Source organism: Undibacterium parvum (assembly GCF_003955735.1).
GTDB lineage: Bacteria > Pseudomonadota > Gammaproteobacteria > Burkholderiales > Burkholderiaceae_D > Undibacterium > Undibacterium parvum.
The window spans coordinates 681,343-707,288 of sequence record NZ_CP034464.1 but is presented as its reverse complement, the minus strand read 5'-3'; the positions used below and the strand labels follow the sequence as shown (position 1 = coordinate 707,288).

21 protein-coding genes, 1 tRNA gene and 1 riboswitch are annotated in these 25,946 nt (G+C 50.5%); of the genes, 11 read left to right on the top strand and 11 right to left on the bottom strand.

The genetic code is table 11. The annotated features are described in order from the left end of the window. Positions 1-5: 5 nt before the first annotated feature. Together EJN92_RS03120 and EJN92_RS03115 are read right to left on the bottom strand one after the other, a co-directional pair. Positions 6-1,712, bottom strand: coding sequence for a nitrite/sulfite reductase (locus EJN92_RS03120; RefSeq protein ID WP_126126490.1), 1,707 nt, complete (start codon positions 1,710-1,712; stop codon positions 6-8). Positions 1,713-1,868: 156 nt separating this feature from the next. Beyond that, positions 1,869-2,642 carry a sulfite exporter TauE/SafE family protein gene (locus EJN92_RS03115; RefSeq protein WP_126126489.1) on the bottom strand — a complete coding sequence of 258 codons (774 nt, stop codon included), beginning with the start codon at positions 2,640-2,642 and terminating at the stop codon, positions 1,869-1,871. A 384-nt stretch (positions 2,643-3,026) separates the two neighbouring features. Here EJN92_RS03115 and EJN92_RS03110 point away from each other — a divergent pair, with 384 nt between their 5' ends. Further along, complete coding sequence (locus EJN92_RS03110; RefSeq protein ID WP_126126488.1) at positions 3,027-3,845, top strand: transglycosylase SLT domain-containing protein; 819 nt, start codon at positions 3,027-3,029, stop codon at positions 3,843-3,845. Between the two features lie 133 nt (positions 3,846-3,978). On the opposite strand, the gene EJN92_RS03105 is transcribed toward EJN92_RS03110, so the two are convergent. Further along, positions 3,979-4,488 (bottom strand): DUF6882 domain-containing protein, encoded by a 510-nt coding sequence (locus tag EJN92_RS03105; protein WP_126126487.1) that lies wholly within the window; start codon positions 4,486-4,488, stop codon positions 3,979-3,981. A gap of 247 nt (positions 4,489-4,735) precedes the next feature. Next, positions 4,736-4,899: riboswitch (FMN riboswitch) on the top strand. Between the two features lie 106 nt (positions 4,900-5,005). Here EJN92_RS03105 and ribB point away from each other — a divergent pair. Further along, positions 5,006-5,686, top strand: a complete 681-nt coding sequence (ribB, locus tag EJN92_RS03100) for a 3,4-dihydroxy-2-butanone-4-phosphate synthase (protein ID WP_126126486.1) — start codon at positions 5,006-5,008, stop codon at positions 5,684-5,686. 105 nt (positions 5,687-5,791) lie between these two features. Here ribB and EJN92_RS03095 read toward each other — a convergent pair whose 3' ends face one another. Both EJN92_RS03095 and EJN92_RS03090 read right to left on the bottom strand, forming a co-directional pair. Then, positions 5,792-7,996 carry a TonB-dependent receptor gene (locus tag EJN92_RS03095; protein ID WP_126126485.1) on the bottom strand — a complete coding sequence of 735 codons (2,205 nt, stop codon included), beginning with the start codon at positions 7,994-7,996 and terminating at the stop codon, positions 5,792-5,794. A 63-nt stretch (positions 7,997-8,059) separates the two neighbouring features. Further along, complete coding sequence (locus tag EJN92_RS03090) at positions 8,060-8,329, bottom strand: hypothetical protein (protein ID WP_126126484.1); 270 nt, start codon at positions 8,327-8,329, stop codon at positions 8,060-8,062. Between the two features lie 1,082 nt (positions 8,330-9,411). On the opposite strand from EJN92_RS03090, the gene EJN92_RS03085 reads away from it, so the two are divergent. Continuing rightward, the gene (locus tag EJN92_RS03085) at positions 9,412-9,717 is read left to right on the top strand and encodes a hypothetical protein (RefSeq protein ID WP_126126483.1); all 306 of its coding nucleotides are present in this window, start codon (positions 9,412-9,414) and stop codon (positions 9,715-9,717) included. A 248-nt stretch (positions 9,718-9,965) separates the two neighbouring features. Here the strand turns inward: EJN92_RS03085 and EJN92_RS03080 are convergent, their stop codons facing one another. After that, positions 9,966-10,229 carry a DUF2164 domain-containing protein gene (locus EJN92_RS03080; protein ID WP_126126482.1) on the bottom strand — a complete coding sequence of 88 codons (264 nt, stop codon included), beginning with the start codon at positions 10,227-10,229 and terminating at the stop codon, positions 9,966-9,968. A gap of 605 nt (positions 10,230-10,834) precedes the next feature. On the opposite strand from EJN92_RS03080, the gene EJN92_RS03075 reads away from it, so the two are divergent. Beyond that, positions 10,835-11,812 (top strand): peptidylprolyl isomerase, encoded by a 978-nt coding sequence (locus EJN92_RS03075; RefSeq protein ID WP_126126481.1) that lies wholly within the window; start codon positions 10,835-10,837, stop codon positions 11,810-11,812. Between the two features lie 27 nt (positions 11,813-11,839). On the opposite strand, the gene EJN92_RS03070 is transcribed toward EJN92_RS03075, so the two are convergent. The 4 genes from EJN92_RS03070 to aat form a co-directional block, all read right to left on the bottom strand. Continuing rightward, entirely contained in the window at positions 11,840-12,883 is a 1,044-nt protein-coding gene (locus EJN92_RS03070; RefSeq protein ID WP_126126480.1) for an aldo/keto reductase, read from the bottom strand. Positions 12,884-12,940: 57 nt separating this feature from the next. After that, positions 12,941-13,984 carry a quinone-dependent dihydroorotate dehydrogenase gene (locus EJN92_RS03065; protein WP_126126479.1) on the bottom strand — a complete coding sequence of 348 codons (1,044 nt, stop codon included), beginning with the start codon at positions 13,982-13,984 and terminating at the stop codon, positions 12,941-12,943. A 111-nt stretch (positions 13,985-14,095) separates the two neighbouring features. Continuing rightward, positions 14,096-14,818, bottom strand: coding sequence for an arginyltransferase (locus EJN92_RS03060; protein ID WP_126126478.1), 723 nt, complete (start codon positions 14,816-14,818; stop codon positions 14,096-14,098). Positions 14,819-14,904: 86 nt separating this feature from the next. After that, entirely contained in the window at positions 14,905-15,621 is a 717-nt protein-coding gene (gene aat, locus EJN92_RS03055; protein ID WP_126126477.1) for a leucyl/phenylalanyl-tRNA--protein transferase, read from the bottom strand. Between the two features lie 191 nt (positions 15,622-15,812). On the opposite strand from aat, the gene EJN92_RS03050 reads away from it, so the two are divergent. Further along, positions 15,813-17,015: an ammonium transporter gene (locus EJN92_RS03050; RefSeq protein WP_126126476.1), complete on the top strand. Its 1,203-nt coding sequence runs from the start codon at positions 15,813-15,815 to the stop codon at positions 17,013-17,015. Positions 17,016-17,028: 13 nt separating this feature from the next. Here EJN92_RS03050 and EJN92_RS03045 read toward each other — a convergent pair whose 3' ends face one another. Then, positions 17,029-17,595 carry an NUDIX hydrolase gene (locus tag EJN92_RS03045; protein WP_126126475.1) on the bottom strand — a complete coding sequence of 189 codons (567 nt, stop codon included), beginning with the start codon at positions 17,593-17,595 and terminating at the stop codon, positions 17,029-17,031. Between the two features lie 162 nt (positions 17,596-17,757). Between EJN92_RS03045 and EJN92_RS03040 the strand changes: the two genes are divergently transcribed. From EJN92_RS03040 to infB, 6 genes are all read left to right on the top strand, one after another. Beyond that, positions 17,758-17,834: transfer RNA gene (locus EJN92_RS03040), tRNA-Met, on the top strand. Between the two features lie 291 nt (positions 17,835-18,125). Continuing rightward, positions 18,126-18,956: an SMC-Scp complex subunit ScpB gene (gene scpB, locus EJN92_RS03035; RefSeq protein WP_126126474.1), complete on the top strand. Its 831-nt coding sequence runs from the start codon at positions 18,126-18,128 to the stop codon at positions 18,954-18,956. After that, on the top strand, positions 18,956-20,674 hold the full coding sequence (locus tag EJN92_RS03030) for a pseudouridine synthase (protein ID WP_194074960.1): 1,719 nt from the start codon (positions 18,956-18,958) through the stop codon (positions 20,672-20,674). The genes scpB and EJN92_RS03030 overlap by 1 nt, the downstream gene beginning before the upstream one ends. A 198-nt stretch (positions 20,675-20,872) precedes the next feature. Further along, positions 20,873-21,358 carry a ribosome maturation factor RimP gene (gene rimP, locus EJN92_RS03025; protein WP_126126472.1) on the top strand — a complete coding sequence of 162 codons (486 nt, stop codon included), beginning with the start codon at positions 20,873-20,875 and terminating at the stop codon, positions 21,356-21,358. Next, positions 21,355-22,914: a transcription termination factor NusA gene (nusA, locus tag EJN92_RS03020; protein ID WP_126126471.1), complete on the top strand. Its 1,560-nt coding sequence runs from the start codon at positions 21,355-21,357 to the stop codon at positions 22,912-22,914. The genes rimP and nusA overlap by 4 nt, the downstream gene beginning before the upstream one ends. A 71-nt stretch (positions 22,915-22,985) precedes the next feature. Continuing rightward, positions 22,986-25,940, top strand: coding sequence for a translation initiation factor IF-2 (gene infB / locus EJN92_RS03015; RefSeq protein ID WP_126126470.1), 2,955 nt, complete (start codon positions 22,986-22,988; stop codon positions 25,938-25,940). Positions 25,941-25,946: the final 6 nt, after the last annotated feature.

The following is a 25,946-nucleotide window of genomic DNA, read 5'->3' as shown; positions in this document are numbered from 1 at the left end:
GTCTCTCAGTACGAAACAACGGTGCCTGCATCTTCGCCATGTTGCTCAAAGCTCTTGATCGGCGTCGCGTAGACATATTCTTTGAACGGTGCTATTCCCAAACGTTGCGCGGTGTCGATGAAACGTTCATTTTCTATGCGATCACGCAGATACACGTCAATGATGCGGGCTATCACATCCGGCATCTGGCCGGCAGAGAATGAGGGACCTATGATTTTGCCTATCGCTGAGTTGTTACCCTGCGCACCGCCGATAGAAACCTGATAAAACTCGCTGCCATCTTTATCCACACCCAGGATGCCGATATTGCCGACATGATGATGGCCGCAGGCATTGATACAACCGGAGATGTTGAGTTCCAGTTCACCGATGTCGTGCAAATAATCTAGCTGGTTGAAACGGTCGGTAATATCCAGCGCAATAGGGATAGACTTGGCATTCGCCAGCGAACAGAAATCACCGCCCGGGCAGCAAATCATATCGGTCAATAAACCAACGTTCGGTGTCGCCAAACCATGCGCCTTGGCTTCTTGCCACAAGGCGAACAATGCTGATTGCTGCACATCCGACAGCACCAGATTTTGCTCGTGCGTGACGCGTAATTCGGCAAAGCTGTATCTATCGGCCAGATCGGCAACGAAATCGATCTGATCGGCAGTGGCGTCACCCGGCGGCACGCCTGGCTTTTTCAGGGACAGCACCACGCTGGCGTAACCGGCGACCTTATGCGGTTTGACATTGCGTTTGATCCAGTTGGCAAACGCCTTGTTGTCAGCCTTGTGTTGTTCAAATTCTGCATCAACGCTAGGCAAGCTCGCATATTCGGGCGAACCGAAATACGCCGCAACCCGCTGCAGTTCCGCCTGCGTCAGGGTCGCAGGGCCATCCTTGATGTCAGCCCACTCGGCTTCTACCTGTGCCGCAAACACGTCGGCACCGATCGCCTTGACCAGAATTTTGATACGGGCTTTGTATTTATTGTCGCGACGGCCGTGCTGGTTGTAGATACGCAAAATCGCTTCCAGATAGGTCATCACGTGCTGCCATGGCAGGAACTCACGGATCACGCTACCGAGTATCGGGGTGCGACCCATGCCGCCACCGACCATCACTTTAAAGCCAACTTCGCCTTGCTCGTTATGTACCACGGTCAGGCCGATATCGTGCACCGCAATCGCAGCGCGGTCTTCCTTCGATCCATTGATGGCGATCTTGAACTTGCGCGGCAGGTAGGCAAACTCAGGGTGGAAGGTAGTCCACTGGCGCAAAATTTCTGCATACGGACGCGGATCGATGACCTCGTCGGCCGCCACACCGGCAAATTCATCCGAGGTGATATTGCGCATGCAATTGCCGGAAGTCTGGATTGCGTGCATCTCCACCGAAGCCAATTCTTCCAGGATGGTAGGGGTGTCTTCCAGATTGATCCAGTTGTACTGGATATTCTGACGTGTCGTGAAGTGACCATAACCACGGTCATATTTGCGGGCGATATGGGCAAACTTGCGCATCTGTGTCGATGACAGCATGCCGTAAGGTACCGCCACCCGCAACATATACGCATGGCGCTGCATGTACAGTCCATTTTGCAAACGCAAAGGCAAGAACTCTTCTTCAGTCAGCTCATCGGCAAGGCGACGGCGTACCTGATCGCGGTATTGCGCAATGCGTTCCTTGATGATTTGGTGATCATGCTGATCGTAACGATACATCGTGAATATCCCTAAAAAAGCGCAAAAAAATCGCTGAAAAATCGGCGCTGAACAGCGCTTGTTAAATTGAATTAAAACAAATTAAATTGTATGCGAACTGGCTTATCGTTTGGCTTAGCGATTTGCTTGCAAGCAAGCAATGGCAACAGCGGCGTATCAAAGCACCAGTTTAGCAGCAACCAGCGTGAGCGTTGTGGCTAGCACTCCGCGCAAAATACGTTCAGGCACGGCCTTGGCCGCCATCGAGCCCAGAGTAATCCCGGGCAGGGAGCCCAATAGTAAAGAACCCAATAACTCCCAATTGATAGAACCTAACCACCAATGGCCGATCGCAGCAATCGCCGTCAAGGGAACTGCGTAAGCAATGTCGGTGCCAGCAATGTGGGCCGCAGGCATACGTGGATACAGCATCACCAGCAAAGTAGCACCGATAGCACCCGCACCGATAGACGATACGGTCACCAATAAGCCCAACACAGCTCCGGAAATTATGGTTGCGGCGGCCAGTTTACGACCTTGCAATTGCTTCTCAGGATGCTGATTTAACCATGCCAGCATTTTGCCTTTAAACAGTAGAGCGACGACCGTCAGCAACACCGAGCCAGCGATAGAATAACGTATGATCTGACCGATTTCTTGATTCAGACCACCAAAATATTTTAAGCCCAGCGTCGCTACCAAAGCAGCGGGCAGGGCGCCGTAACATAAGAGGCGCACCACATCCCACTCAACCGTGCCACGTAATCTGTGGGTAAAGGTGCCTGTCGCCTTGGTGATGGAGGCAAAAGCCAGATCGGTACCCACCGCTACCGCAGGCGAAACACCAAAAAGCAGGGTCAGCAGAGGCGTCATCAGGGAGCCGCCACCGACCCCAGTCAAACCGACCAGAGTACCAACTGCAAAACCAGAAATAATATAGGTTAAAGTCATAGCACCTTCCGCAAAGTAAGTGCATCTTAAGGAATAGCCCCTATATTCCAAACTACTTAGTATTTATTTGCTTATATGCGGTTTTGATATATGGAAATGTGTATGAGCGAGGCTACTCGTGTGTTGCTGAGCAAAGCATAAAAATTTTGTGAAAAATAACATGCTGCCAACGCTCAGGCGGTTTACTACGGCATCGGCGCTAAGCCGCATGGGGCTTGGGTTCTGGGCGGCTTTAGCTGTGAGTCTTTAGCCCCCATCCCCTAAGCAGATGCGCTGCTAAAACAAACTTGTATATGTGCATATCAGGGTTTATTGTTTACCCACGCACCAGCCGCACAGCGCGGCGGTGTTGATAATTGTGTACTTTATTGCTGAGAGATTTTGATGTTAATTTTACAGTGGCGAAGACTCCTAAGCAGTCTGGTGTGCAGCGTGCTTTGTATTGCTTTTCCTGCTACCAGCTTCGCTGAAATCGTCGCACTGAAGCTCCCTAGTCTGTCTGGTAAGCGGCATCTGTATTTTGTCGGCTTACTCGACGCGGTCTTGCTCAATGCCGGGCACACGCCAAAAATCAGTGTGAGCGAAGAGTTACCGCAAAACCGTGCATGGTATGAAGTTGAACGAGGTAGCTTGAGTCTGTATTGGGGCTTGCCTACGTCCGAGCGTGACAGTAAATTTATCCCTATCGGGCACGGCATTACCGGTGGCATGATAGGTCAGCGTCTGATCTTGACCCGTCCGGCTAATTTGCCGGCTTTTGCCAACATTTCTACGCTCGATGATTTACGCGCCAGCGGCAAGGTGGCTGGCTTAGGCGAGGGCTGGGTGGATGTCGCGATCTGGAACAAAAGCCGCTTGCCTATTTACGTGCAAGCAGGTGATTGGACCCAAATGTTCCGGATGGTGGCCGATGGACGTTTCAAACTTGACTATCTGTCGCGTAGCGTGCTCGAAATTACGGAAGAAGTGAATCAGGGTAAGCTGGGCTTGGTGATAGAACCTAACTTATTGCTGAGCTATGATTTGGATATGCATTTCTACTTATCGCGGCATAGCGCGCATTTGCAAGCGGTGTTAGAGCAAGCTTTCGCTCAGGCGGAAAGCAGTGGGCTGATTAAAAAATTTTCGCAAAACTATTATAAAAATTTGATCGTTTCCTTAGGCTTAAACGACAGAAGAAAATTGCAATTACCTCTGCCTTAATAGACACAGTTTAGGCACAATTCAAATTTTAAAGTCTGATCAGCCAAGCCGCATACCACATGCGCTTCTTCAAGGCATAGCCCCGCTCAGCCGCATCGGGCTTGGGTTCTGGCCTGGGTCTTCGAAAAATTAATTAGGCGTTGGCGCGCAGCTTGGCGGGATTGAGATGTGTCAGCAAGACTTCGCCGAAATTCATGAAAACTAAAGTGCCATTATTGGCCTTGGCGCGATACACTCCATGATCCGTGTTCAGATGCATCGCCAAAGCGGTATATTCCCAGGCTCTTTGTTCGGTGCAGGCCACGCTCTTTTTGATCAGCTCACCCGCTCTATGCTGCTTGCCAAAGGCCTTCACGCGCAAGGCGTTCTTTTGCAGGGCGGCCAGTACGGTAGGGTGACGCCAGGCCCAGGTGAACATCTCGTCCTCAGGGTTGAGCGTACCGATAATTTGCACCGGCGCTAAGGCTTGCATGCCATCTGCAAAAGTGAACAGTATCTGACCGTGGTTTTGATCGAGGTTCCAGGTTTTTTCTTCACCCAGACGCCAGTTTTCTCTGTGGGCGGCAGTGTGCGTGTGCGCAGCCTCAAGGCTGATCACAATAGTGTCTTCAATATCACGACGTTTTTTGAAGGAACTCAACATCACTACTCCGGCCTACAAAGCCTGCTTGATTTGTAAAGTACTGGACTGGACTATGGCTAAAGAATTTTGCGGCTACAGTGTAGCATTTTTAGTCATTAAAAAATGGTGTGTGGCAATTTATCCTTAGATTTTTATTCTGCGCACAATGTAAAGTGGAATGTGGATTTGAGCAAGTCATCTAGCTTCTTCGACAGCATTACGCTGGCTTTGTTGCGTATAATCCCAAGGCCGACAATGTCGGTAGGTAGTACGTCTTCAGGGCGGGGTGTAATTCCCCACCGGCGGTAAAACTCGGCACAGTTGTAGTCTGTCGGGACAAGCCCGCGAGCGCTTGCAAGCGTTTTTGCAAGGTCAGCAGATCTGGTGTGATTCCAGGGCCGACGGTCATAGTCCGGATGAGAGAAGATGCGCCACGCTTAAGTTATTCTCCGTTCAATGCTTGACGGGGAAGCGCTTGCGCGTGGCTAATCACATCCCCTGAAACGTCTTTTGCACTTTTACTTGCGGAGCGTTTCATATGTTAGTTAATCAAATTTTTACGTCCCCAACTGCTGGTATCGAAACAGCAGTCATTTCACTTGCGCCTTTTGAGCAAAGATTGCCACGTGCCTTGGCCGATTTACGCCTGGGTCGCCCGGTCTTGCTGATGGATGATGCCGATAGAGAAAATGAGGCCGATCTGATCGTCGCGGCCGAAAAGATCAGCATAGACTCTATGGCACGCATGATACGCGATGGCAGTGGCATCGTTTGCCTGTGCCTGACCGACGAGAAGCTGCAACATCTGGCCTTGCCGCCTATGGTCAGCAACAATGACAGCCGTTACGGCACCGCCTTTACCGTCAGTATCGAAGCCAAGCACGGCGTCACTACCGGGGTCTCGGCGGCGGATCGCGTAACGACGGTATTGGCGGCCATTGCCGTCGATGCACAGCCCGATGATCTGGCGCGACCTGGCCACGTCTTCCCTTTGCGCGCCGCGCCCGGTGGCGTGTTAAGCCGGCGTGGTCATACCGAAGGCTCGGTCGATCTGGCGCAAATGGCGGGCTTGTTGCCAGCGGCAGTCTTGTGTGAGTTGATGAATCCAGACGGCAGCATGGCCAGAGGCGAAGAAATCGCCCACTATGCCTTGTCGCATGATCTGGTGATTTTGACGATAGATGAATTGGCCAACTATCGTTCGAAACAGAAAGTGTAATTGAAAAGAGCCATGCCTGACTGTGATGTCAGCGCATGGCTCTTGCTCTGGAGTTGTAGGAATCAGACGTGATTCCAAAACCCGTAAGCTTTCACGAAAGCACGATTAAAAATCCGCGCTCAGCGATAGGTTATAGCTGCGTGCCGGTAAAAAAGTGTATTGATCAAACGCCACACCCTTGCTATTGGGCGTGATCGCGGTGACGTCCTGTTGGTTAAACAGATTGCTGATGCCGAACTGAGCCTTGATATTTTTCAAGGCGCTATTGATTTTCCAGCGATAGCCGACTGTCATATCGGTGAGTGTATAGGCATCAATTTTATATGCAGCTACCTCGCCGTCTTTGGCGTATTGGCTGCCCACGGTTTTGGCGAGAATAGATCCATACAGGCCGTTGGCTTTGTACAGCAGGCCAAAAGCGCTGGTGCTGTTAGGTACTTTTGCAACCTGTAGATTGCTGTCCTTGGCCTTGGCGCTATTTAGCGAAGCGTTCGCGTGCAAAGAAAAACCGCTGCCTACGTAATAAGTGGCGGCGCCTTCTATGCCCTTGTAGACCACGCCACCCTGATTGAAATACACCAGATCATTGCCATTGCCGCTAGAGGCGATCTTGTTATTGAAATCGATGTAGTAAATATCGGCATCAAAAGTGAAGTTCTGTGACTGATGCACAGTACCCAACTGGTAATTGGTCGAGGTTTGCGGCTTAGGCGTACTCAGATTCGGATTGTTGACGTAAAACATAGACAGTTCCGGCACCAGAAAGCCGCGCGCCACTTGCGCGTAGGCCGACCATTCTTGACTGAGGCTGTAGTTGGCAGTCAGGAAGGGCAGGCTGGCGGTATAGGTTTGTTCGGCGTTGGTGGCGATTCGCGTGCCCTGGTTGACAGGAGCATTTAGCGAGCGCTTAAAGTTCAGATATTTAAACCCGGGCGTGATGCTTAATCCTGCCATAGGCGTCCATTCAAATTCGACGAAAGGCTGGTATTGCGACCAGGACGAGCGTTGCTCGTAGGCCACGTTTTTTGGTGCTGTGGCTTCCTTAGGATTGGGCAGACCTAAAGTCCAGTCCAGATCATACAGATGACGCTCGGTGTCGGAATTTTCTAACCAGACACCGGTGCGCAGCAAACCGGCTGCCATTTTATTGCTGAGCTTTAAAATGTCGCCGTTGACGCGATACGAGTTGAGCTTATTATAGCCAGGGACATCTTTATTCCCGGCCGGTGCTGCCTTGGTGCCGTTGGCGGTGCCACCGCTAGCATCTTGCCCTGAATAAGTGTCGTTATTGTAGGCATAGGTGTACAGAGTATTGTCGATAGACCAGCCGGCCAGCGTCGACTGCAAGCGGATGTAGCTGAAATCAGTGTCTTTATTATTGTAGTTGTAGCCGAAATAGTTTTGGCTAGTTGGGTCATTATTCAGCGCATAGTTTTTGCCGAATTTGGCCACCTGGTCTAAGGTCACACCGCCTTTATCCGGCACATTGCTATGGATCTTATTCACGGTAGAGAACACCGTCAGCGTACTCTCTTTACCCAAGGGCAGTTGTGCCTTGAACTGATAATTATCTTCACTGACCGCGCTGTAAGTGAGGTAGCCATCGCTAGTGAGACGCGAGGCATTGAACATCAGATTGGCGTTGCCGGCGCTGGCCATTTGACCGCTATCGAACTGCACTCCCAACATCTTGGTATTCCAAGTGCCAAAACTGGCATAGGGGGTGAAGTTACTTTCATGCGCGAGTTCTTTTGAGTACAGATTGATAGAGCCGCCAAAGGTGGCCTGGCCCAGATTACTGGCATTGCCCGGTCCGCGTTCTATCACCATACCGCCTATGATGCGGGCCGGAAAATACGAAGTCGAATGATGAGTGGGATTATTCGTGTCACCGAACGGTATCCCATCGTAAGTCATGTTGTATTCACCATCCTGAAAACCGCGCAGCGTGACCTTGGTTTCGGCCGCACCAGGGCCATTGGCTGAAACGCCGCCCGCGATACTTGGTGCAATACGCGCCACCGCATTGTAGTCAGCCAAGGGGGTTACGGCTTGCTCGATAAAGGTGGCGCTGATAATCGATTGCGGTTGGGTGGCGCTTAAGGATGCTTGCACCGGGGCGCGGCTAGCAACGCTAGAACCTTTGATGACAACTTTGGCCGTAATCGCATCGGCATCGAGCGCCGAGCTAGATTCTGCGATCGATTGCGCCTGTGCGTTTTGCTGGGTCATCAGCGCCAATGCGATCACGACGTTGGCCGACATCAGTCGGTGCTTGAATTGCTGCTTGCTGTTGGTGATACGGGTCATATTGCCTTCCGGATACTTTGGTGGGTAGAAAACCCGCAAGTCTAAGAAGTAAATATGACGACTTTATGAAGCCTCGATGACAAACACGTGACATGACAACAGTGAAAAAAAATTTATAGCGATCAGTTTGCGCAGCGGTTTTATGTTTGATGATTTTTCGTTGTTGTTGTTGTTGTTGTTGGATTGCTGGCCGGTGGTAGACCGGTGGCAATCACCTTTTTTCTTCGCCAAAAAAAGCAAACACGGTAGCTGCGATTCGCGCAGCGTAATTGCATGTGCGTCGCGGTGCCGTAGCAGTTTTAAAACACGACCCTGCCAACGCGCATATTCCATGCGCTTCTTCAAGCACATGTGCGTTGGCTTGGTGGTGTTTTTGTTTGCTGTGGCCTGGTCTTGTTTGTACTTCTATCTTTATTGTGAGATTGCTGGCCGGTGGTAGACCGGCAGCTACATACCTTTTTTGCTTCGCCAAAAAAGGTATGCCAAAAAAGGCGCCGCAAAGTCACTGTCCCTGCGGGATACCCAATTGTGCAGCTCGTAAAATGGGAAATGAAGCAAACTCGCTGCGCTCAGACAGCTTCACTTCTGATCCATTTTCCGCCCCGCACAATTGGCAGCGCCACATGCGAATTCGATTCAAAAGCAGAGTCAAAAACCAATTCAAAAGCAAGGTCAAAACCCAATTCAAAAGCGGCACAGGATTGCCGCAGCTCGATGTGCTTGCGTATTGCCTGTGCAAAGAGATCGCGGCTGCACTACGGATGTGTTGACTTTCGCCGTTCGCATGTGGCGCTGCCGCTTGTGCATGGCAGAAAATGGATTAGGAATGAAGCTTGTTTGATCGCAGCGAGTTTGCTTCATTCCCCATTTTTTGACCTGCACAGGCGGGTACCCGCAGGGCAGCGACTTTGCGTCGCCTTCTTTTGCTTCCTTTTCTTGGCGAAGCAAGAAAAGGGAGTAGCCGCCGGTCTACCACCGGCCGGCAATCGCACAGTAACGAAAGAAGTACAAACACGACCACGCCACAGCAAACTCAAAACAGCATGCCGCCAACGCGCATATTCCATGCGGCTTCCAGGCCTGCATGCTTGAAGAAGCGCATGGAATATGCGCAGTGGCGGGATGCTTATGAAATTTCATACGGCGCAATAGATGAAGTCCATCGTGCGCTACGATTGCGCCTTACTGCGTCGTGCAGAATGGCATCGTTGACCGTGCATTTGAAGTTGTCGTACTTGACGATGCACGATTGCATGTCAAATTACTAGCGATATGGCGAACGCATCGTTTACAATACCCAGTGTGACCGCTGCGGAGGCGGTTCAGTTCAACAAGGTTTATCCGCCGCAAGCAGTCCGCGGATCTTATTTTGCGTTCCGGTGCGGCGGATAAACGCTATTCGTTAGACATCCCCCATGACTTACGCGCAAATTGATCCAATCATTGATGCTTGGGTAGCAAAGCATAATTTCAGCCTATTTACTCATACTGAGGGGGTGGTAGACTCCGACTTCAGGGCTGTTTATCTTTCCAGTAAGCATGGTGAGTGCTGCCAAATTTGGATAGATAAACCAGAATCTGGCATGTTATCTTTACACGCAGTAGATATTGAGACTCGTCAAAATGAAGAAATGCGTCGAGACTGGAGTGTTCCAATTTCCGAGCTTGGGGGCGCACTAGATGAAGCTGTTACCTATGTTCGAAAATGGTTTGATCGCTGACATGTATATGTCTAATTCAACGTTAGAAACTGCGAGGCTCAGGTCTTGCGTTGACGTATTCCAAGTTCTAACTCAACTTCGCAAGACCTAGCGAGCCTAAGCTATTCCGCCGCAGGCAATCTCAACACAGGCAAGGCCATTGCGCATATTCCATGCGCTTCTTCAGGCGTGCTGGCCGCTAAGCCGCATGGGCTATGCGTGCGCGGGCTTGCCTACTACAGACGGTGTGGCGCTAGCCAGCAAGGGTTTTAGCGGCGCTTCTTTTGATTCTGCCAGTAAGAAAACTCGGTTTCATGGACGTCGATGTCTAGCTCTTGCACTTTGTGCTGCATATGATTTTGGGCATCGCGCACCGCCTGATTGTAGATGCTCGGTCCTATTTCTTCGAGTAGAAAATCGAGCAGGGCGGCCGCCTGCAAATTGCCTATGCGCTCTTCCATGTTGATGTCGAAATAGCGTTGCAGGGAATCGATGGCTTGCTTTTGGGTTTCTTTTTCTAACTTGATACTCACTGCGGTTTCCTTGTCTTCAAATACCAATGCGGCGTGGCTAACGAAAAAATATGCCACTCTTTAGTTTGCTTATCATAGCAAAGCGAACTGCTGATGTGGGCGCAAGATTGTAGCGAAGTGTAGAGGGCAAGAGCTGCTAGCGATGCGCAGTGGCGTGCATGGCTGCAACAATTTTTAACTGCGAACGAGCGTATTGCACGGAGATGTAACTGCTCAGCCCGCCATGAAGAAAGTCAAAACCACTCAACACAGAGGCACAGAGACACAGAGATTCACAGAGGAAAGCAAGGCAGTTCTCCGTTTTTCTCTGTGTCTCTGTGTCTCCTTTGAGAGGTTTTCGTTTTGTTTTTAATAATTTTGGTAGCAGGCTGAATAGTTACGCTGAGATAGCAAAATATTTTAGGCATAGCGCCAACGCGCATATTCCATGCGGGTTTTCAGCCTGCATGGCCGGTAAGCCGCATAGAATGTGCGCCTTGAGGCATGCCCTCTTAAAAATCGTCGAAAGACTATTCGTCTTCAGTAAACTAGACAAATGGACAGCGCTTACGTAAGCTCGGCTGCTTGCTGTTACGGTATTTTCCTCTCACTCCAGGAGTCCACACATGAAGCTTTTAAATCGCGCGATTTCCCCCCTTTTCACTAAACGCCTGCTGGCCGCTGCCTGTTGTCTGAGTTTGTCTGCTGGGGCGCTGGCAGCTGTTGTGGAGGCCGCTAAGCCTGGCAGCAAAGCCGCACCCAAGCTGAGTATGAGTGAATTGCTCAAGGCTTCGGCGGCCAGCGACTGGCGTACACCGGATCCAGAAAATACTCTGTATCTGGAAATGGATAAAGGCCGTGTGGTGATCGCGCTGGCACCTGGCTTTGCGCCTATGCATGTCGCCAATATCAAGGCGCTGGTACGCGAAAACTTTTTCGATGGCAGTGCTTTCATGCGTTCGCAAGACAATTATGTGGCGCAGTGGGGCGATCCGAATGAGGAGGATGCAGCAAAAAAACGGCAGGTGAAATCCACGCTGCTTACCAAGGATCCCGAGTTGAGTGTCAAGTATACGGCCGCCAATTCGGGGGCTGCGTTTACCCGCTTACCAGATGTGGACGGCTATGCCCCGCAAGTGGGGCACGTGGATGGTTTTGCGGCGGCGCGAGATCCCAAGATGCATCAAACCTGGCTGGCGCATTGCTATGCCAGCGTCGGCGTCGGGCGTGGCAATGAGACCAATAGCGGCGACGGCACTTCTCTGTATGTGGTGAATGGGAATGCGCCGCGTCACCTGGATAGAAATGTCACGGTGGTGGGGCGCGTGCTGCTGGGTATGGAGTTGATCTCTAGTTTGCCGCGCGGCACCGGGCCCATGGGATTTTACGAAACTGCCGGGCAGATGAGCACGATCAAGGCAATGCGGGTGGCGGCGGATGTGCCTGAGGCTGAGCGCAGCAAACTAGAAGTTTTGCGCACCGATACGCCGCTATTTAAGGCGGTGGTCGAGGCGCAGCGCAATCGTGGTGGTGAATGGTATAAACGTCCGGCTGGGCACATAGAATTATGCAATGTACCGCTGCCGGTGCGACTGCAAAAATAAACGCTGGCGGCCGATTTTTTATCCGGCTTACTGCGCCGGATTATTCATCTTGGCGTGGATCGCATTGATAGATGAAATCACTTCTTCGCTCAGTACGATCTCGGCCGCGTCTATGTTTTCCTTTAACTGCACCAGGTTGGTGGCACCGATGATGGTGCTGGCCACGAACCAACGTGAATAGCACCAGGCTAAGGCCATGCTGGCCGGTGTCATGCCATGCGCGCGTGCCAACGTGGCATAGCGTTGGCTGGCGGTGACGACCTCGGCGCGCATGTAGCGCGGACTCCAGGTTGCCGGGAATAATGTCAGACGGCCTTGCGCATTCAGATCATCGGCGTACTTGTTGCTCAGACGACCGAAGGCCAGCGGGCTGTAGGCCAATAAGCTGACCTGATCGCGAAAGCCGCTCTCATCCAGACCTTGTTCGTAACTTCGGTTCACCAGGTTATACGCATTTTGTATGCTGACGATGCGCTCTAAGTTGTGTTGCTCGGCCTGCTTGATAAATTCGCTTTGACCCCAGGCGGTTTCGTTAGAAATGCCGATGTGGCGTATCTTGCCTTCCTTGACCAACTCGCTCAGTACCGCCAGTGTTTCGGCGATGGCGGTAGAGGGCCGCTCTAGCGCAGGATCAAAGTTTTTCTGTCCGAAAATAGGCGCGTTACGGCTAGGCCAGTGCAACTGATACAGATCGATGTAATCGGTTTGCAGACGCTTTAGACTAGTCTCTACTGCAGCGCGTATGTTGGCCGCATCCAGATCGTTTTCACCCTTGCGTATCCATTCCAGGCCGCGTGATGGCCCAGCCACTTTGGTAGCCAGAACGATGTCATTGCGCTTACCGAATTTTTTGATCCAGCTGCCGATAAAATCTTCGGTCTTGCCCTGCGTTTTGGCGCGCGGCATGACAGGGTAGAGTTCGGCGGTATCGACGAAATTAATCCCGCGCTCCAGCGCGTAATCGATCTGCCTATGCGCCTCGGCCTCGGTATTTTGTTCGCCGAAAGTCATCGTGCCGAGACAGATAGTCGACACTTTTAAATCACTCTTGCCTAGTTGGGTATGGCGCATAGGAATCTATATTAGAAGTTTTTAAACGGGATTAAGGGCGAGTAAATGTAGTCTAGTTTAAGTTGACTTACGCAAAGCCGTCGCGCACTCTTTGACCAGTGCCGGGCCGCGATAGATTAAGCCGGAATAGACTTGTACCAGCGCCGCACCGGCCTGCATTTTTGTGGCTGCATCGGCACCCGAAAAGATACCGCCCACGCCAATAATCGGCAGAGCATCGCCCAATTCTGATTTTAGAGCGCGTATCACTTTATTGGATAATTCAAACACCGGTTCGCCCGAGAGACCACCCGGTTCTTCGCCGTGGTGCAAGCCTTTGACCGCGTCGCGCGTGATGGTGGTGTTGGTGGCGATCACGCCATCGATCTTGTGACGCAATAAGGCGTCGGCAATGTTCTTGATCTGTTCGCTGTCGATATCCGGTGCAATTTTGAGGGTGATCGGTACATAGCGCTTGTGCTGGTCGGCCAGTCTTTGCTGCGCGTCCTTGAGTTGTGACAGTAGGGCGTCGAGTTCGTCCGCGCCTTGCAACTGGCGCAGGTTTTTGGTGTTGGGGGAAGAAATGTTCACCGTCACATAGCTGGCGTAAGGATAAACTTTTTGCAGGCAGTGCAGGTAATCTTCGGCCGCGCGTTCTATCGGTGTATCGGCGTTCTTGCCGATATTGAGGCCCAGTACACCTTGTTTGTCTTGATAAAAGCGCGAAGCTTGCACATTGGCGACGAAGGCATCGACCCCGCCATTATTAAAACCCATGCGATTGATGATGGCGTTCGCTTGCGGCAGGCGGAACATGCGCGGCTTAGGGTTGCCAGCCTGAGCGCGTGGCGTTACCGTGCCGATTTCTATAGAGCCAAAACCGAGTGAAGCGAGTGCATCGATATAGCGGCCATCTTTATCCAGACCAGCGGCTAAACCGACAGGATTAGGAAAATCTATCCCCATCACTTGGCGCGTATCTGATGCCGGTTTGTTCACCAGGCGGGTCAGGCCCAGCGCATGGGCGCGTCGCAAGCTAGGCAGGGTCAGATCGTGGGCGCTTTCGGCGTCCATAGAAAACAGAAAAGGTCGAACCAGGGAATACAGTAATTTGGCGGGCATGATGCTTAGTTAGTGTTATTTTAGGGGGAGTATAGGTAAAAAATGGTCTGTCCGCGCAATAAAACGTGGGGGGTTAAAATATACACAGTGGAGTATCTGCTTAGCATAAGCTTACAGCGGCTGCCACTGGCCACGCATTAAGCCGTCTAGCGGTTTAAAATTGGTTTTATACGCCATTTTCGGGCTAGCGGCTATCCAGTAACCCAAATACACGTAAGGCAATGAGAGCTCCTGAGTTTGCTGGATTTGCCACAGCACATTATAAGTGCCATACGAGGCGGTTTCATCCTCGATATCAAAAAAGGTGTAGACCGAGGACAGGCCGTCACTCAAAATGTCGATGATGCTGACCATGCGCAAGACTTGTTGCGCATCGCGAAACTCTACTAGCCGAGTATTGACGCGGCTCTGGAGTAAAAACTGCGCATATTGATCGCGGCTATCGTGGTCCATACCACCGCCCGCATGTCTGTGGTTTTGATATTTTTGGTAGAGCTCATAATGTTCGTGCTGATAGCTTAAGCTCGTCACGCTGGCCACCAGTTCACCATGTTTTTTGTATGCACGCCTTTGGCTGCGGGTGGTTTGAAATTCGTTGACCCGTACCCGCACTGGCACGCAAGCCTGGCAGCTGTCGCAATGCGGGCGGTAGATAAAGATACCACTGCGCCGAAAGCCGTTTTGTATGAGTTCGGAATAGACATCCGCATTGATTAAATGCGCTGGCGTCGCTACTTGCGAGCGCGCCTGTAAGCCATCCAGATAGCTGCATGGGTAGGGCGCGGTGGCATAGAACTGTATGCTGGCGAAAGGCAGATCGTTGAGTTGAGTCATGATAATTGTAAGGCTTGCCTGTCAGTCTTATCATTCGTGGTCGTCAGCATAGTCATCCCTCATACCCTCAGCCTAAGTTGAAAAAATCAAACAGAGAAGTTCTTCAGGGGCTGCCAAACTGCGATGCTCGGCAGCTCGGTAGCATGTTCTATCCAGCGTACAAAATCACTTCTGGCAATCGGGTGCGCACCTAAGGATGCCAGATGGGCGGTCTCTTGCTGGCAGTCTATCATTTCCACGCCATGTGCGCGCAAGAAAAATATCAAATGAGCAATCGCTATTTTTGAGGCATCGCTGACCCGTGCAAACATCGATTCGCCGTAAAACATTTTCCCTATGCAGACCCCATAAGCACCGCCGACTAATTCACCATCTAACCATACTTCAGACGAATGCGCATAGCCTGCGGCATGCAAATCTGTGTAGCCTTTGACGATCTCGGGCGAGATCCAGGTGCCAGCACCATTGCGGCGTGGTGCCGCGCAGGCGCGCATCACCTGTTCGAAAGCAGTATCGAAGCGCAACTCCCAACGCGCATCTTTGGCAGTTTTTCTGATGGTTTTTTTAAGGCTGTCCGAAAGCTTAAACTCAGCCGTCATCAAGACCATACGTGGATCGGTAGACCACCAAAGTATCGGCTGGCCTTCCGAGTACCACGGAAATATCCCATGTTTATAGGCATCTAACAAACGCGCAACCGACAGATCGGCGCCGGCGGCCAGCAAGCCTGCCGCTTCTTGATCTGCGCCCAACGCCTGGCCTACATCCGGAAACGGCGTATCGAGTTCTAACCAGGGAATCATGATCGCCCTAGTGCGTATCGCATGCCGCGCACCAAAAAGGCGCTATATTTTGGTGCAAAATTAAGCTGGGTCATAAGTTGGAAAAAATTAGGTATATAAATCAATGATTTAAATTCGCACTAAATTGGTACATTTATTGCTTTACTAGTGCGTCAGTATTTAGTATTTGCACATTTATCGGGAGATTTTATATGGATGCACACAAAAGTGGCGCGGATGCCTTGTTCATCTTGCTGGGGGCGATCATGATTTTAGCCATGCACGCGGGTTTTGCCTTTCTTGAGTTGGGTACGGTACGCAAAAAAAATCAGGTGAATGCCTTGGTTAAAATTATCGTTGATTTTGCGGTGTCGACCATCGCCTATTTTTTTGTCGGTTACGGTATCGCCTACGGTATACAGTTTTATGCGGGTGCCGAGGTGTTGGTGCAGCGTAATGGCTTTGAATTGGTCAAGTTCTTTTTCTTGCTAACCTTCGCAGCGGCAATTCCCGCCATTATCTCGGGTGGTATCGCAGAGCGCGCCAAATTCTATCCACAATTGATCGCTACCGCCTTATTGGTTGGGGTCTTATATCCTTTCTTTGAAGGGATAGCCTGGAATCAGCGCTTCGGCATTCAAGCCTGGCTCAAAGCCATGTTCTCGGAAGAGTTTCATGATTTCGCGGGCTCGGTGGTGGTGCATGCTTTTGGAGGTTGGGTGGCTTTGCCAGCTGTCATGTTACTGGGTGCGCGGCGCGGACGGTATATGAAAAACGGCGCGATTGCAGCGCATCCGCCGTCCAGCATCCCGTTTTTAGCCTTGGGAGCATGGATTTTGACGGTGGGTTGGTTCGGTTTTAATGTCATGAGTGCCCAGACGCTCGATAAGATGAACGGCCTGGTGGCGATCAATTCTTTGATGGCGATGGTGGGCGGCACCTTGGTGGCGTTGGTCATGGGTAAAAACGATCCTGGCTTTGTGTATAACGGACCTTTGGCGGGCTTGGTGGCGGTCTGTGCCGGATCAGATTTAATGCACCCATTGGGAGCTTTGATGACGGGTGGGATTGCCGGTGCGATCTTTGTCTGGATGTTTACTTGGACCCAAAATAAATGGAAGGTCGACGATGTGCTTGGGGTCTGGCCTTTGCATGGCTTGTGTGGTGCCTGGGGAGGGATCGCGGCTGGGATATTCGGCTTGAAATCGCTAGGTGGCTTGGGTGGCGTCAGCTTTGCCTCGCAATTAGTTGGCACCCTGCTGGGTATCTCGATTGCGCTAGTGGGTAGTTGGCTAATTTACGGCAGCCTCAAAAAACTAGTCGGGATACGTTTGGATCCGGAAGAAGAATTCGAGGGTGCCGATCTGTCTATCCACAAGGTTTCATCTACTGCGGAGCGTGAAACCAGTTGGTAGTGGTGAGAGGGCTTTATTCGCGCATGGCTTGGAACAAGTCATGCGTATGAAGTTCAAAGTTGCCGCCCTGTTTGACCTTGGCTAAATCCGCAAAGAAAAATTTGAGTGTATTGCTTACTGTGGGGAAGGCGATCTCAGTCCAGGGGATTTCTTGCTCACTAAATAGTTGCACCTCTAAGCTCTCAGTGCCGGCAAGGTAATCGAGGTCTAATAAGGTGGCGCGGTAAAACAGGTGGACTTGATTGACGCGCGGAACGTTCAGAATGGAAAATAATTCATGCAGGGCGATGTTTGCACCGGCTTCTTCTTCGGTTTCCCTTTGCGCTGCCTGACTGGTGGTTTCGTCGTTCTCCATGAAGCCAGCTGGCAGCGTCCAATAACCATAGCGTGGTTGTATGGCGCGCTTGCATAATAGTATCTTGATCGCGCCATCTTGCTCCCATACCGGGATTGATCCCACTACCAGTTTGGGATTTTGATAGTGGATGGTCTTGCATGCCGTGCAAACGTGGCGTTCACGGGTATCGTCAGCCGGTATTTCAAGAACGATGGGGGCGGCGCATTCGGGACAAAATTTCATGGTGCGTGATGGTGGCGAAAGGGAGGCCTAAAGTGTAGCACTGGTTCGCAGCAAGTCTGGAGAATCTAAGTTCTACATTGATTACTCCACTCGCTAATATCTCGCAATGTGATAAAGCATTTGCGCAAAGCAGCAAATTCATGTATAGTTCTACTTATCAGACGCGGGGTGGAGCAGTCTGGCAGCTCGTCGGGCTCATAACCCGAAGGTCGTAGGTTCAAATCCTGCCCCCGCAACCAGTTTCATTAAAAAAGCCACGTATTAACGTGGCTTTTTTATTACTCGCACGTATATAATTTTATCTATATCGAAATTCTGGACTACAATCTAGTATCTACTAAATTGATCGACTGTCTTTTTTAATTGTTTGCGCTTATGTATGTGCTAGGCAAACCTTAGTGACAGACTGATCCCTGAGCATGCACGTGTATGGTGCGCTGCAAAAATTAAAGAGCTGGTGTGGGCTGATAGTGCTACTTTCAGTCTGTTGCTACGTCGTGAGATCAAAAACATCTGTGTAAAGAGTTTGCATGAATACAGCTGAGGCCAAGCGAGTCCTCGAAACCGCACTGCTATGCGCGCATGAGCCACTGAGCATACATTCCTTGAAAAAGTTATTTCAAGATGAGGATGGTCAGGGAGTTGCAGTTGGTGCGGATACGATTAAATCCATGTTGGAAGATCTGCGTGGCGATTGGTCGGATAAGGGTATTGAATTGGTTGGCTTATCGACCGGTTGGCGCTTTCAAAGTCGACCGGAAATGCGCGCTTATATCGATAGATTGAATCCAGAAAAACCACCCAAGTATTCTAGGGCAACCTTAGAAACATTGGCAATTATTACTTATCGCCAGCCAGTGACGCGCGGTGATATAGAAGAAATTCGTGGCGTGACTGTCGCCTCTCAGATGATTAAGACTCTGGAAGATCGCGGTTGGATAGAGAGCGTTGGTCATAGGGATGTGCCGGGTCGACCGGCTTTGTTTGCGACGACCAAACAATTTTTGTCTGATCTCGGTTTGGCATCGCTGGATCAGTTGCCGCCTTTGCAGCAAATAGGTCAAGAAAATTCAGTTGAGAAATCTGCTTCTGAACTTGGTGCCTTGGTAGTGAATATGTTTGACGAGCAAGGGCAAAGTCCCAGCCTTGACTCTAGTGACAAAATAACGGTGCAGGGGATAGCGGGCGATTTGCTTGCTGATCCTGCTCCTATGCAAATTGATGCGGAAATTGAAATTGCGACAGCCAATGATGTACTTGAGGATGACGTTGCGATGATAGCTGCACCAAATAATGAATTGATGTCAGAGGCGGATAATAATGCCGATGTGTCTACTCATCTCAACTCAGAATCAAGATAATGAACACAAATAATTCAGATGAAGTAAAAGCCGATGTTGCAACGAACTCGGATGATGGTGTTGCTGGTAAGCCAGCAAAGCGCGCTGTTAGAGGGCCGCGCAATCTGCGTAGGGCGCCCAATCGTGAGGATGCCTCCGAGTCTGTCGCCGCAGCAGCGTCGCCTTTAGATGCGGCTTCAATCCCTGCGCCTGAAAAGAAGGCGCGACAACCAAGGCAGGCGCGACCTAAGTCTATTGCGCCTGATGCGCCGGAGTTGGGTGCGGTTTCGTCAGATGTGGTCGTGAGTGAGGTGCGCGCTCGTGTGCCAAGGGCGAGACCTGAATCTGCAGGCGCTGATGCGGCAGCTCCATCCGAATTTCAACGTGGTGAGCGTGGTCGTTCTAATGAGACTCGCAATCGTCCAGTGTACGGTGAAAAAAATGCTTCGCGACCTGCAACTGGCCCTAGGTCGCGACCAGCATCTGGGGTAGCTGGTGCTCGTAAGGATGCTCGTTCCTCGGTCAACAATGCTGATGATGTTTTTTCTTTCGTTACTTCTGACGCGTTTGATGTCAATGCTGAAGATAGGCACGATAAGACGCGCCATGTTAAACCGGTTAGGCGTGATCTGACCGCGGATGATGATGCGCCTAAGTTGCATAAGGTCTTGGCTGAGGCGGGTTTGGGTTCCCGTCGCGAGATGGAAGAGTTGATTGTGGCTGGGCGTGTGTCGGTTAACTCCGAGCCTGCTCACATCGGTCAGCGCATTTTGCCTAACGATCAAGTTAAAATTAACGGTAAATTAATTCAGCGCAAGGTAAGTAGTAAGCCGCCGCGCGTACTGGTGTATCACAAGCCTGCTGGTGAGATAGTGAGTACTAGCGATCCTGAGGGACGTCAGTCGGTCTTCGAGAGCTTGCCTAAAATGAAGGTCGGCAAGTGGCTCGCGGTTGGTCGTTTGGATTACAACACTGAGGGCTTGTTGTTGTTTACAACCTCAGGAGATTTGGCTAACCGATTGATGCATCCGCGCTACGGCATTGAACGTGAATACGCAGTGCGCACGCTGGGTGAGTTGGAGGAAGGGATGCGTCAGAAGTTGTTGGCCGGCGTGGAGTTGGAAGATGGAATGGCGCAATTCTCTAAAATCGCCGATGGCGGTGGTGAAGGTGTGAATAAGTGGTATCGCGTGATCATTGGCGAAGGTCGTAATCGTGAGGTGCGTCGTATGTTTGAGGCGGTTGGTTTGACGGTGTCGCGTTTGATACGAACACGCTATGGCGTAATGACTTTGCCATCTGGCCTTAAGCGCGGTCGTTGGGATGAGTTGGGTGAGGATGCGGTGCGTAGTTTGCTGAAGGTTAGTGGGCTCGAAAAAACTTCCAGCGATAAGTCTGATTCTAAGGCTAGGGGTAATCGTCAGACAGGTAATGTTGCTCGCAATGTGAATCCTTTTGATAAGCCGGTTGGGCGTCCTTACGACAAGCCACAAGGGAAGACTTTTGGATCTGCGCCGCGCGGTGAATATGGCAACTCGCGTAATGCTTCTGGTAATGAGCGCAATGGTAATTCGACTGGAAATGACGCCGGCAAGAAGCGCAGTCGCCAACCTGATCCTATGCAAACTGCTTTGGGTTACCCGAATGCAGGGCAGCAAAGACGTAGTGCGACCACTCGTGGCAGTGGTCAGGCGATAGGGCAGGGGATTGCAGCGCGTAGGCGTACTAAAGGCCTGTGAGTGTGATTTGGATGATGTATTTACTTTGTTTTAATTTGCGATAGAGTAAATAATCGTTTATAATCTTGTAGTTAGCAGAATTTTCCTTGGCATGTAGTATGTGCGGGGCGCTAAAGAAATGATGGGCGGGTGCCCATTTTTCTTTTGTGCATCGCTTTTTCGTGTTCGGATAAGGTCTGCGTTTTTCGGAGAATTGTCTTGCAATTGCTGGAATTAATAGAAAAAACCGTCAATGGTACTGGTTATGATTTGGTCGATTTTGAGCGAGCCGAGCGCGGTTTGTTTCGAGTTTACATAGATTTTTTGCCAGAGGATTTGGAGAAGGGGCATGTTACGGTCGAGGATTGTGCGAAAGTCAGTCATCAGTTGTCGCATGTACTTACGGTAGAGAATGTGAGTTACGAGCGTCTTGAGATTTCTTCTCCTGGCTTGGAGCGGCCTTTAAAAAAGTTTGCTGATTTTGTTCGGTTTTGTGGTGAGGTCGCCAGCATTAAATTGCGTTTGCCTATGCCTGACTCGAATAATCGCAAGACGTTTGAAGGTGTTTTGCTCGAGCCTGAAGGTGATACTTTGAGGTTGGAATTTGAAGGAAAAGATGGGGCGGCAATGCTGGAGTTTACGCTTGCCGATGTGGATAAGGCACGCTTGGTGCCGCAAGTGGATTTTAGGAGTCGCAAAGCATGAGTCGCGAAGTTTTATTATTGGTTGATGTGCTGGCACGTGAAAAAAACGTCGATGAAGATGTGGTTTTTGCCGCGCTGGAACATGCTTTGGCGCAGGCTACCAAGAAGCGTTATGAAGGTGAAGTCGATATCCGTGTGGAGATCGATCGTGATAGTGGCGAATATAAATCATTCCGCCGTTGGCACGTGGTTGCTGATGAGGCTGGTTTGCAATTGCCGGATCAGGAAATTTTGCATTTCGAGGCTTTGGAGCAATATCCAGATATCGAAATTGATGAATATATAGAAGAGCCGATCGAGTCAGTCGAGCTCGGTCGTCGTTTTGCGCAAGACACCAAACAGGTCGTCTTGCAGCGTATTCGTGATGCTGAGCGTGAGCAGATTTTGGCTGATTTCCTGGAGCGCGGCGATGCTCTGGTGACAGGCACAATCAAGCGTATGGAGCGCGGTGAGGCTGTCGTTGAATCGGGTAAAATTGAAGCGCGTTTGCCACGCGATCAAATGATACCGAAAGAGAATTTGCGCGTTGGTGATAGAGTCCGTGCCTACATACTGCGCATAGATCGCAATGCCCGTGGTCCGCAAGTCATACTTTCTCGTACTGCGCCAGAATTTATTATGAAGCTGTTTGAGCTGGAAGTTCCAGAAATCGAACAGGGTTCGCTGGTCATTAAATCAGCAGCTCGCGATGCCGGTGTGCGCGCAAAAATCGCGGTTCATACCGATGATAAGCGTATCGATCCTATCGGTACTTGTGTCGGTATGCGTGGTTCACGTGTACAGGCTGTGACAGGTGAGTTGGGTGGCGAACGTGTTGATATCGTGTTGTGGTCGGAAGATCCGGCGCAATTCGTGATCGGCGCTTTGGCTCCGGCGAATGTTTCTTCTATTATGGTTGATGAAGAAAAGCATTGCATGGACGTGGTTGTCGATGACGAAAATTTAGCCATCGCGATTGGTCGTAGCGGTCAAAACGTTCGTCTTGCGGCGGAGTTGACTGGCTGGAAAATTAATATCATGACAGCTGAAGAGTCTGCCAATAAAGCAGAGCAAGAAACCGCAGGGATTCGCGCTTTGTTTATGGAAAAACTTGACGTTGATCAAGAGGTTGCCGATATTTTGGTTGATGAGGGATTCTCTAGTTTAGAAGAGATCGCTTACGTGCCTATCAGTGAAATGCTGGAAATCGAAGCCTTAGATGAAGATACTGTGAATGAGCTGCGTAATCGCGCTAGAGATTCATTGTTGACGGAGGCAATCGCTTCCGAAGAGGGTATTGATGGGGTGGAAGACGCCTTGATCAATCTCGATGGTATGAGTCGTGTTACTGCCGGTAAGCTGGGCTTGGCTGGTGTTAAAACACTGGTTGCCTTCGGTGGCTTGGCCTATGACGAGTTCGGTGCTATTTTGGCGCTGTCAACGGATCGTGCGCGCCAATTGATTAAAGATGCATTCGAAGATGTGACTGATGATGAGATGAAACTCATCGACGCTAAATATGATGATCATGCAAAAGCCTTATTGGCCACAGCGTGGAAACTCGTAGAAGCAAAATAAATCACGACGAGTTTTTAAAAGATATTTATATTTAAGCGTTTTTTCAAGCGCAATGAGAAAAAGAGGACTGAATGGCGAGTAATAATGTAGCTCAATTTGCCACCGAGCTGAAGATGTCAGCGGATTTGCTGCTAACGCAATTGCATGCCGCGGGCGTTAGTAAAAGCTCGACGTCCGATGTGCTGTCAAAGGAAGACAAGGATAAGCTGTTGGCACACTTGCGTACTTCGCATGGTGTGACAGCGGATGCCAAAAAAATCACCTTGACCCGCAAGGAAAACACTGAAATCAAGCAGGCAGATGCCACTGGCAAATCCCGCACGATACAAGTGGAAGTGCGTAAAAAGCGCACTTTTGTCAAACGTGATGAATCGTCTCCAGAGACGCAGACCGAGCATGCTGCTGAGGTGCTTGATCCAGCGGAAGCGGAACGACGCGAAGAGGAAATGCGTCAGGAAGCGGCATTGATTGCTCGCCAGGAAGCCGAATTGATCGAGAAGCAAGAGTATCTAGAAAAGCTGGAAGCTGAAAAAGAATCGCAAGCAAATGCCTTGCGTGAAATTGAGGCTGCGGCTGCTGCATCGGCTAAAGCTGAGGCTGAAAAAGCTAAAGCAGATCAGGCAGCCGCAGTGGCTGCCGCCGCTAGCTTGAACGTGGCGAGCAAAGTAGCCGTCAAGACATCGCCTAAAGCGAGCAATATCGCTACGCCAGCTCCGGCTGTGGTGAATGTCGAAGAAGATAGTAAGCGTCAGGCTGCCGTAGAAGAGAAAAAGAAACTTGTTGATGAAGCAAAGTTGAAGCTAGCCGAAGAAGCGAAAATCAAAACAGCAAGTGACGCGAAAGAAGCCGCGGTACGTGTAGCTGCGAATGATGCTGCACGTAAAAAAGTTGCTGATGAAGTAGCTCAGATTAAAGAAATGATGGATGCAGCGCGTCGACCAAAAGTCGCCGCGCCTGCGGTAGTCGCCCCTAAAGTCGCTGAAGGCACTTTACATAAGCCAGCTGATAAAAAAGTCGGCGATAAAAAACCAGCGACCGGCGACAAGAAAGATGTTAAGCCTGCGCCAGGTACTGCTGCTGTGGTCGATAAGAAATCGATTAAATCAGCCAATGTTTCTTCTACTTGGCAAGATGATGCGAAAAAGCGTGGTGCTGCCAAAGGTCGCGCACCGGCAACTACTGGGCGTGATGGTTGGAAAAGCGGTGGAAAAGGCCGTCGTTCTAATCAGCACGAAGAACAGTCAAATTTCCAGGCTCCAGTCGAAGCAATCGTTAAAGATGTTTATGTGCCAGAGACACTTACTGTCGCTGAGTTAGCACATAAAATGTCAGTAAAAGCATCTGAAGTCATTAAACATTTGATGAAGCTCGGCCAAATGTGCACCATTAACCAAGTGTTGGATCAGGAAACTGCGATGATCTTGGTTGAAGAAATGGGGCATAAAGCTTTCGCTGCCAAGTTGGACGATCCAGAGGCAATGCTGACCGATGTCGCCGAGCATGCTGAGTATGAATCTGCACCGCGTGCGCCAGTCGTTACGGTAATGGGACACGTCGATCACGGTAAAACGTCTTTGCTCGATTACATTCGTCGTGCCAAGGTTGCTTCCGGTGAGGCTGGTGGAATTACCCAGCACATTGGTGCCTACCACGTAGAAACACCGCGTGGCATGATTACCTTCCTTGATACTCCGGGTCATGAGGCATTTACTGCTATGCGTGCTCGCGGTGCCAAGGCAACTGATATCGTTATTCTGGTGGTTGCAGCTGACGATGGCGTGATGCCGCAAACCAAAGAAGCGATTGCTCATGCCAAAGCGGCTGGTGTACCTTTGGTCGTTGCTATCAATAAAATTGATAAACCGGGTGCAAATATGGACCGGGTCAAGCAAGAGTTGGTTGCTGAAAGCGTTGTTCCTGAAGAATACGGTGGCGAATCACCGTTTGTCCCAGTTTCTGCCAAAACTGGTGAGGGTATTGAGGAATTATTGGAACAAGTGTTGTTGCAAGCCGAAGTCTTGGAATTGCGCGCGCCGATCAATGCTCCTGCTAAAGGTTTGGTGATCGAATCTCGACTGGATAAAGGTCGCGGTACGGTTGCGACAGTCTTGGTTCAGTCTGGTACTTTGAAGCGCGGTGACGTGGTATTGGCTGGTTCTTCATATGGTCGTGTACGTGCCATGTTGGATGAGAACGGTAAAAACACGAGCGAAGCTGGTCCATCTATTCCTGTCGAAATTCAAGGCTTGACCGAGGTTCCTGCTGCTGGTGAAGAGTTCATGGTCATGGTTGATGAGCGTAAAGCGCGCGAAATCGGTTTGTTCCGTCAAGGTAAATACCGTGACGTCAAACTGGCCAAGCAACAAGCTGCCAAGATGGAAAACATCTTCGACAATATGGGCGAAGGCGAAGTCAGAAATCTGCCTATCATTGTCAAGACCGATGTACAAGGTTCGCAAGAAGCACTGGTACAGTCCTTGGTCAAGTTGTCGACCAACGAAGTTCGGGTACAAGTGGTGCACGCTGCCGTCGGTGGTATTTCTGAATCCGACGTCAATTTGGCGGTCGCATCGAAGGCTGTGATTATTGGCTTTAACACACGTGCAGATGCATCGGCGCGTAAGTTGGCTGAGTCGCATGGCGTGGATATTCGTTACTACAACATCATTTACGATGCGGTTGATGAAGTTAAAGCGGCATTGTCGGGTATGTTGGCGCCAGAGAAGCGTGAAACCGTTATTGGCCAGGTTGAGATTCGTCAGGTATTCTCGGTCAGCAAAGTTGGCTCTATCGCTGGTTGCTTGGTCACTGAAGGTACCGTCAAGCGTACTTCGTCGGTTCGTCTGTTACGCAACAACGTTGTGGTATGGACCGGAGAGTTGGATTCCTTGAAGCGCTACAAAGACGATGCTAAAGAAGTCAAGGCCGGTATGGAGTGCGGCTTGTCTCTGAAGAATTACAATGAGATTGAGGTCGGCGACATTCTTGAGGTGTTCGAAGTACAAGAAATTGCTCGTACCCTGTAGTATTTA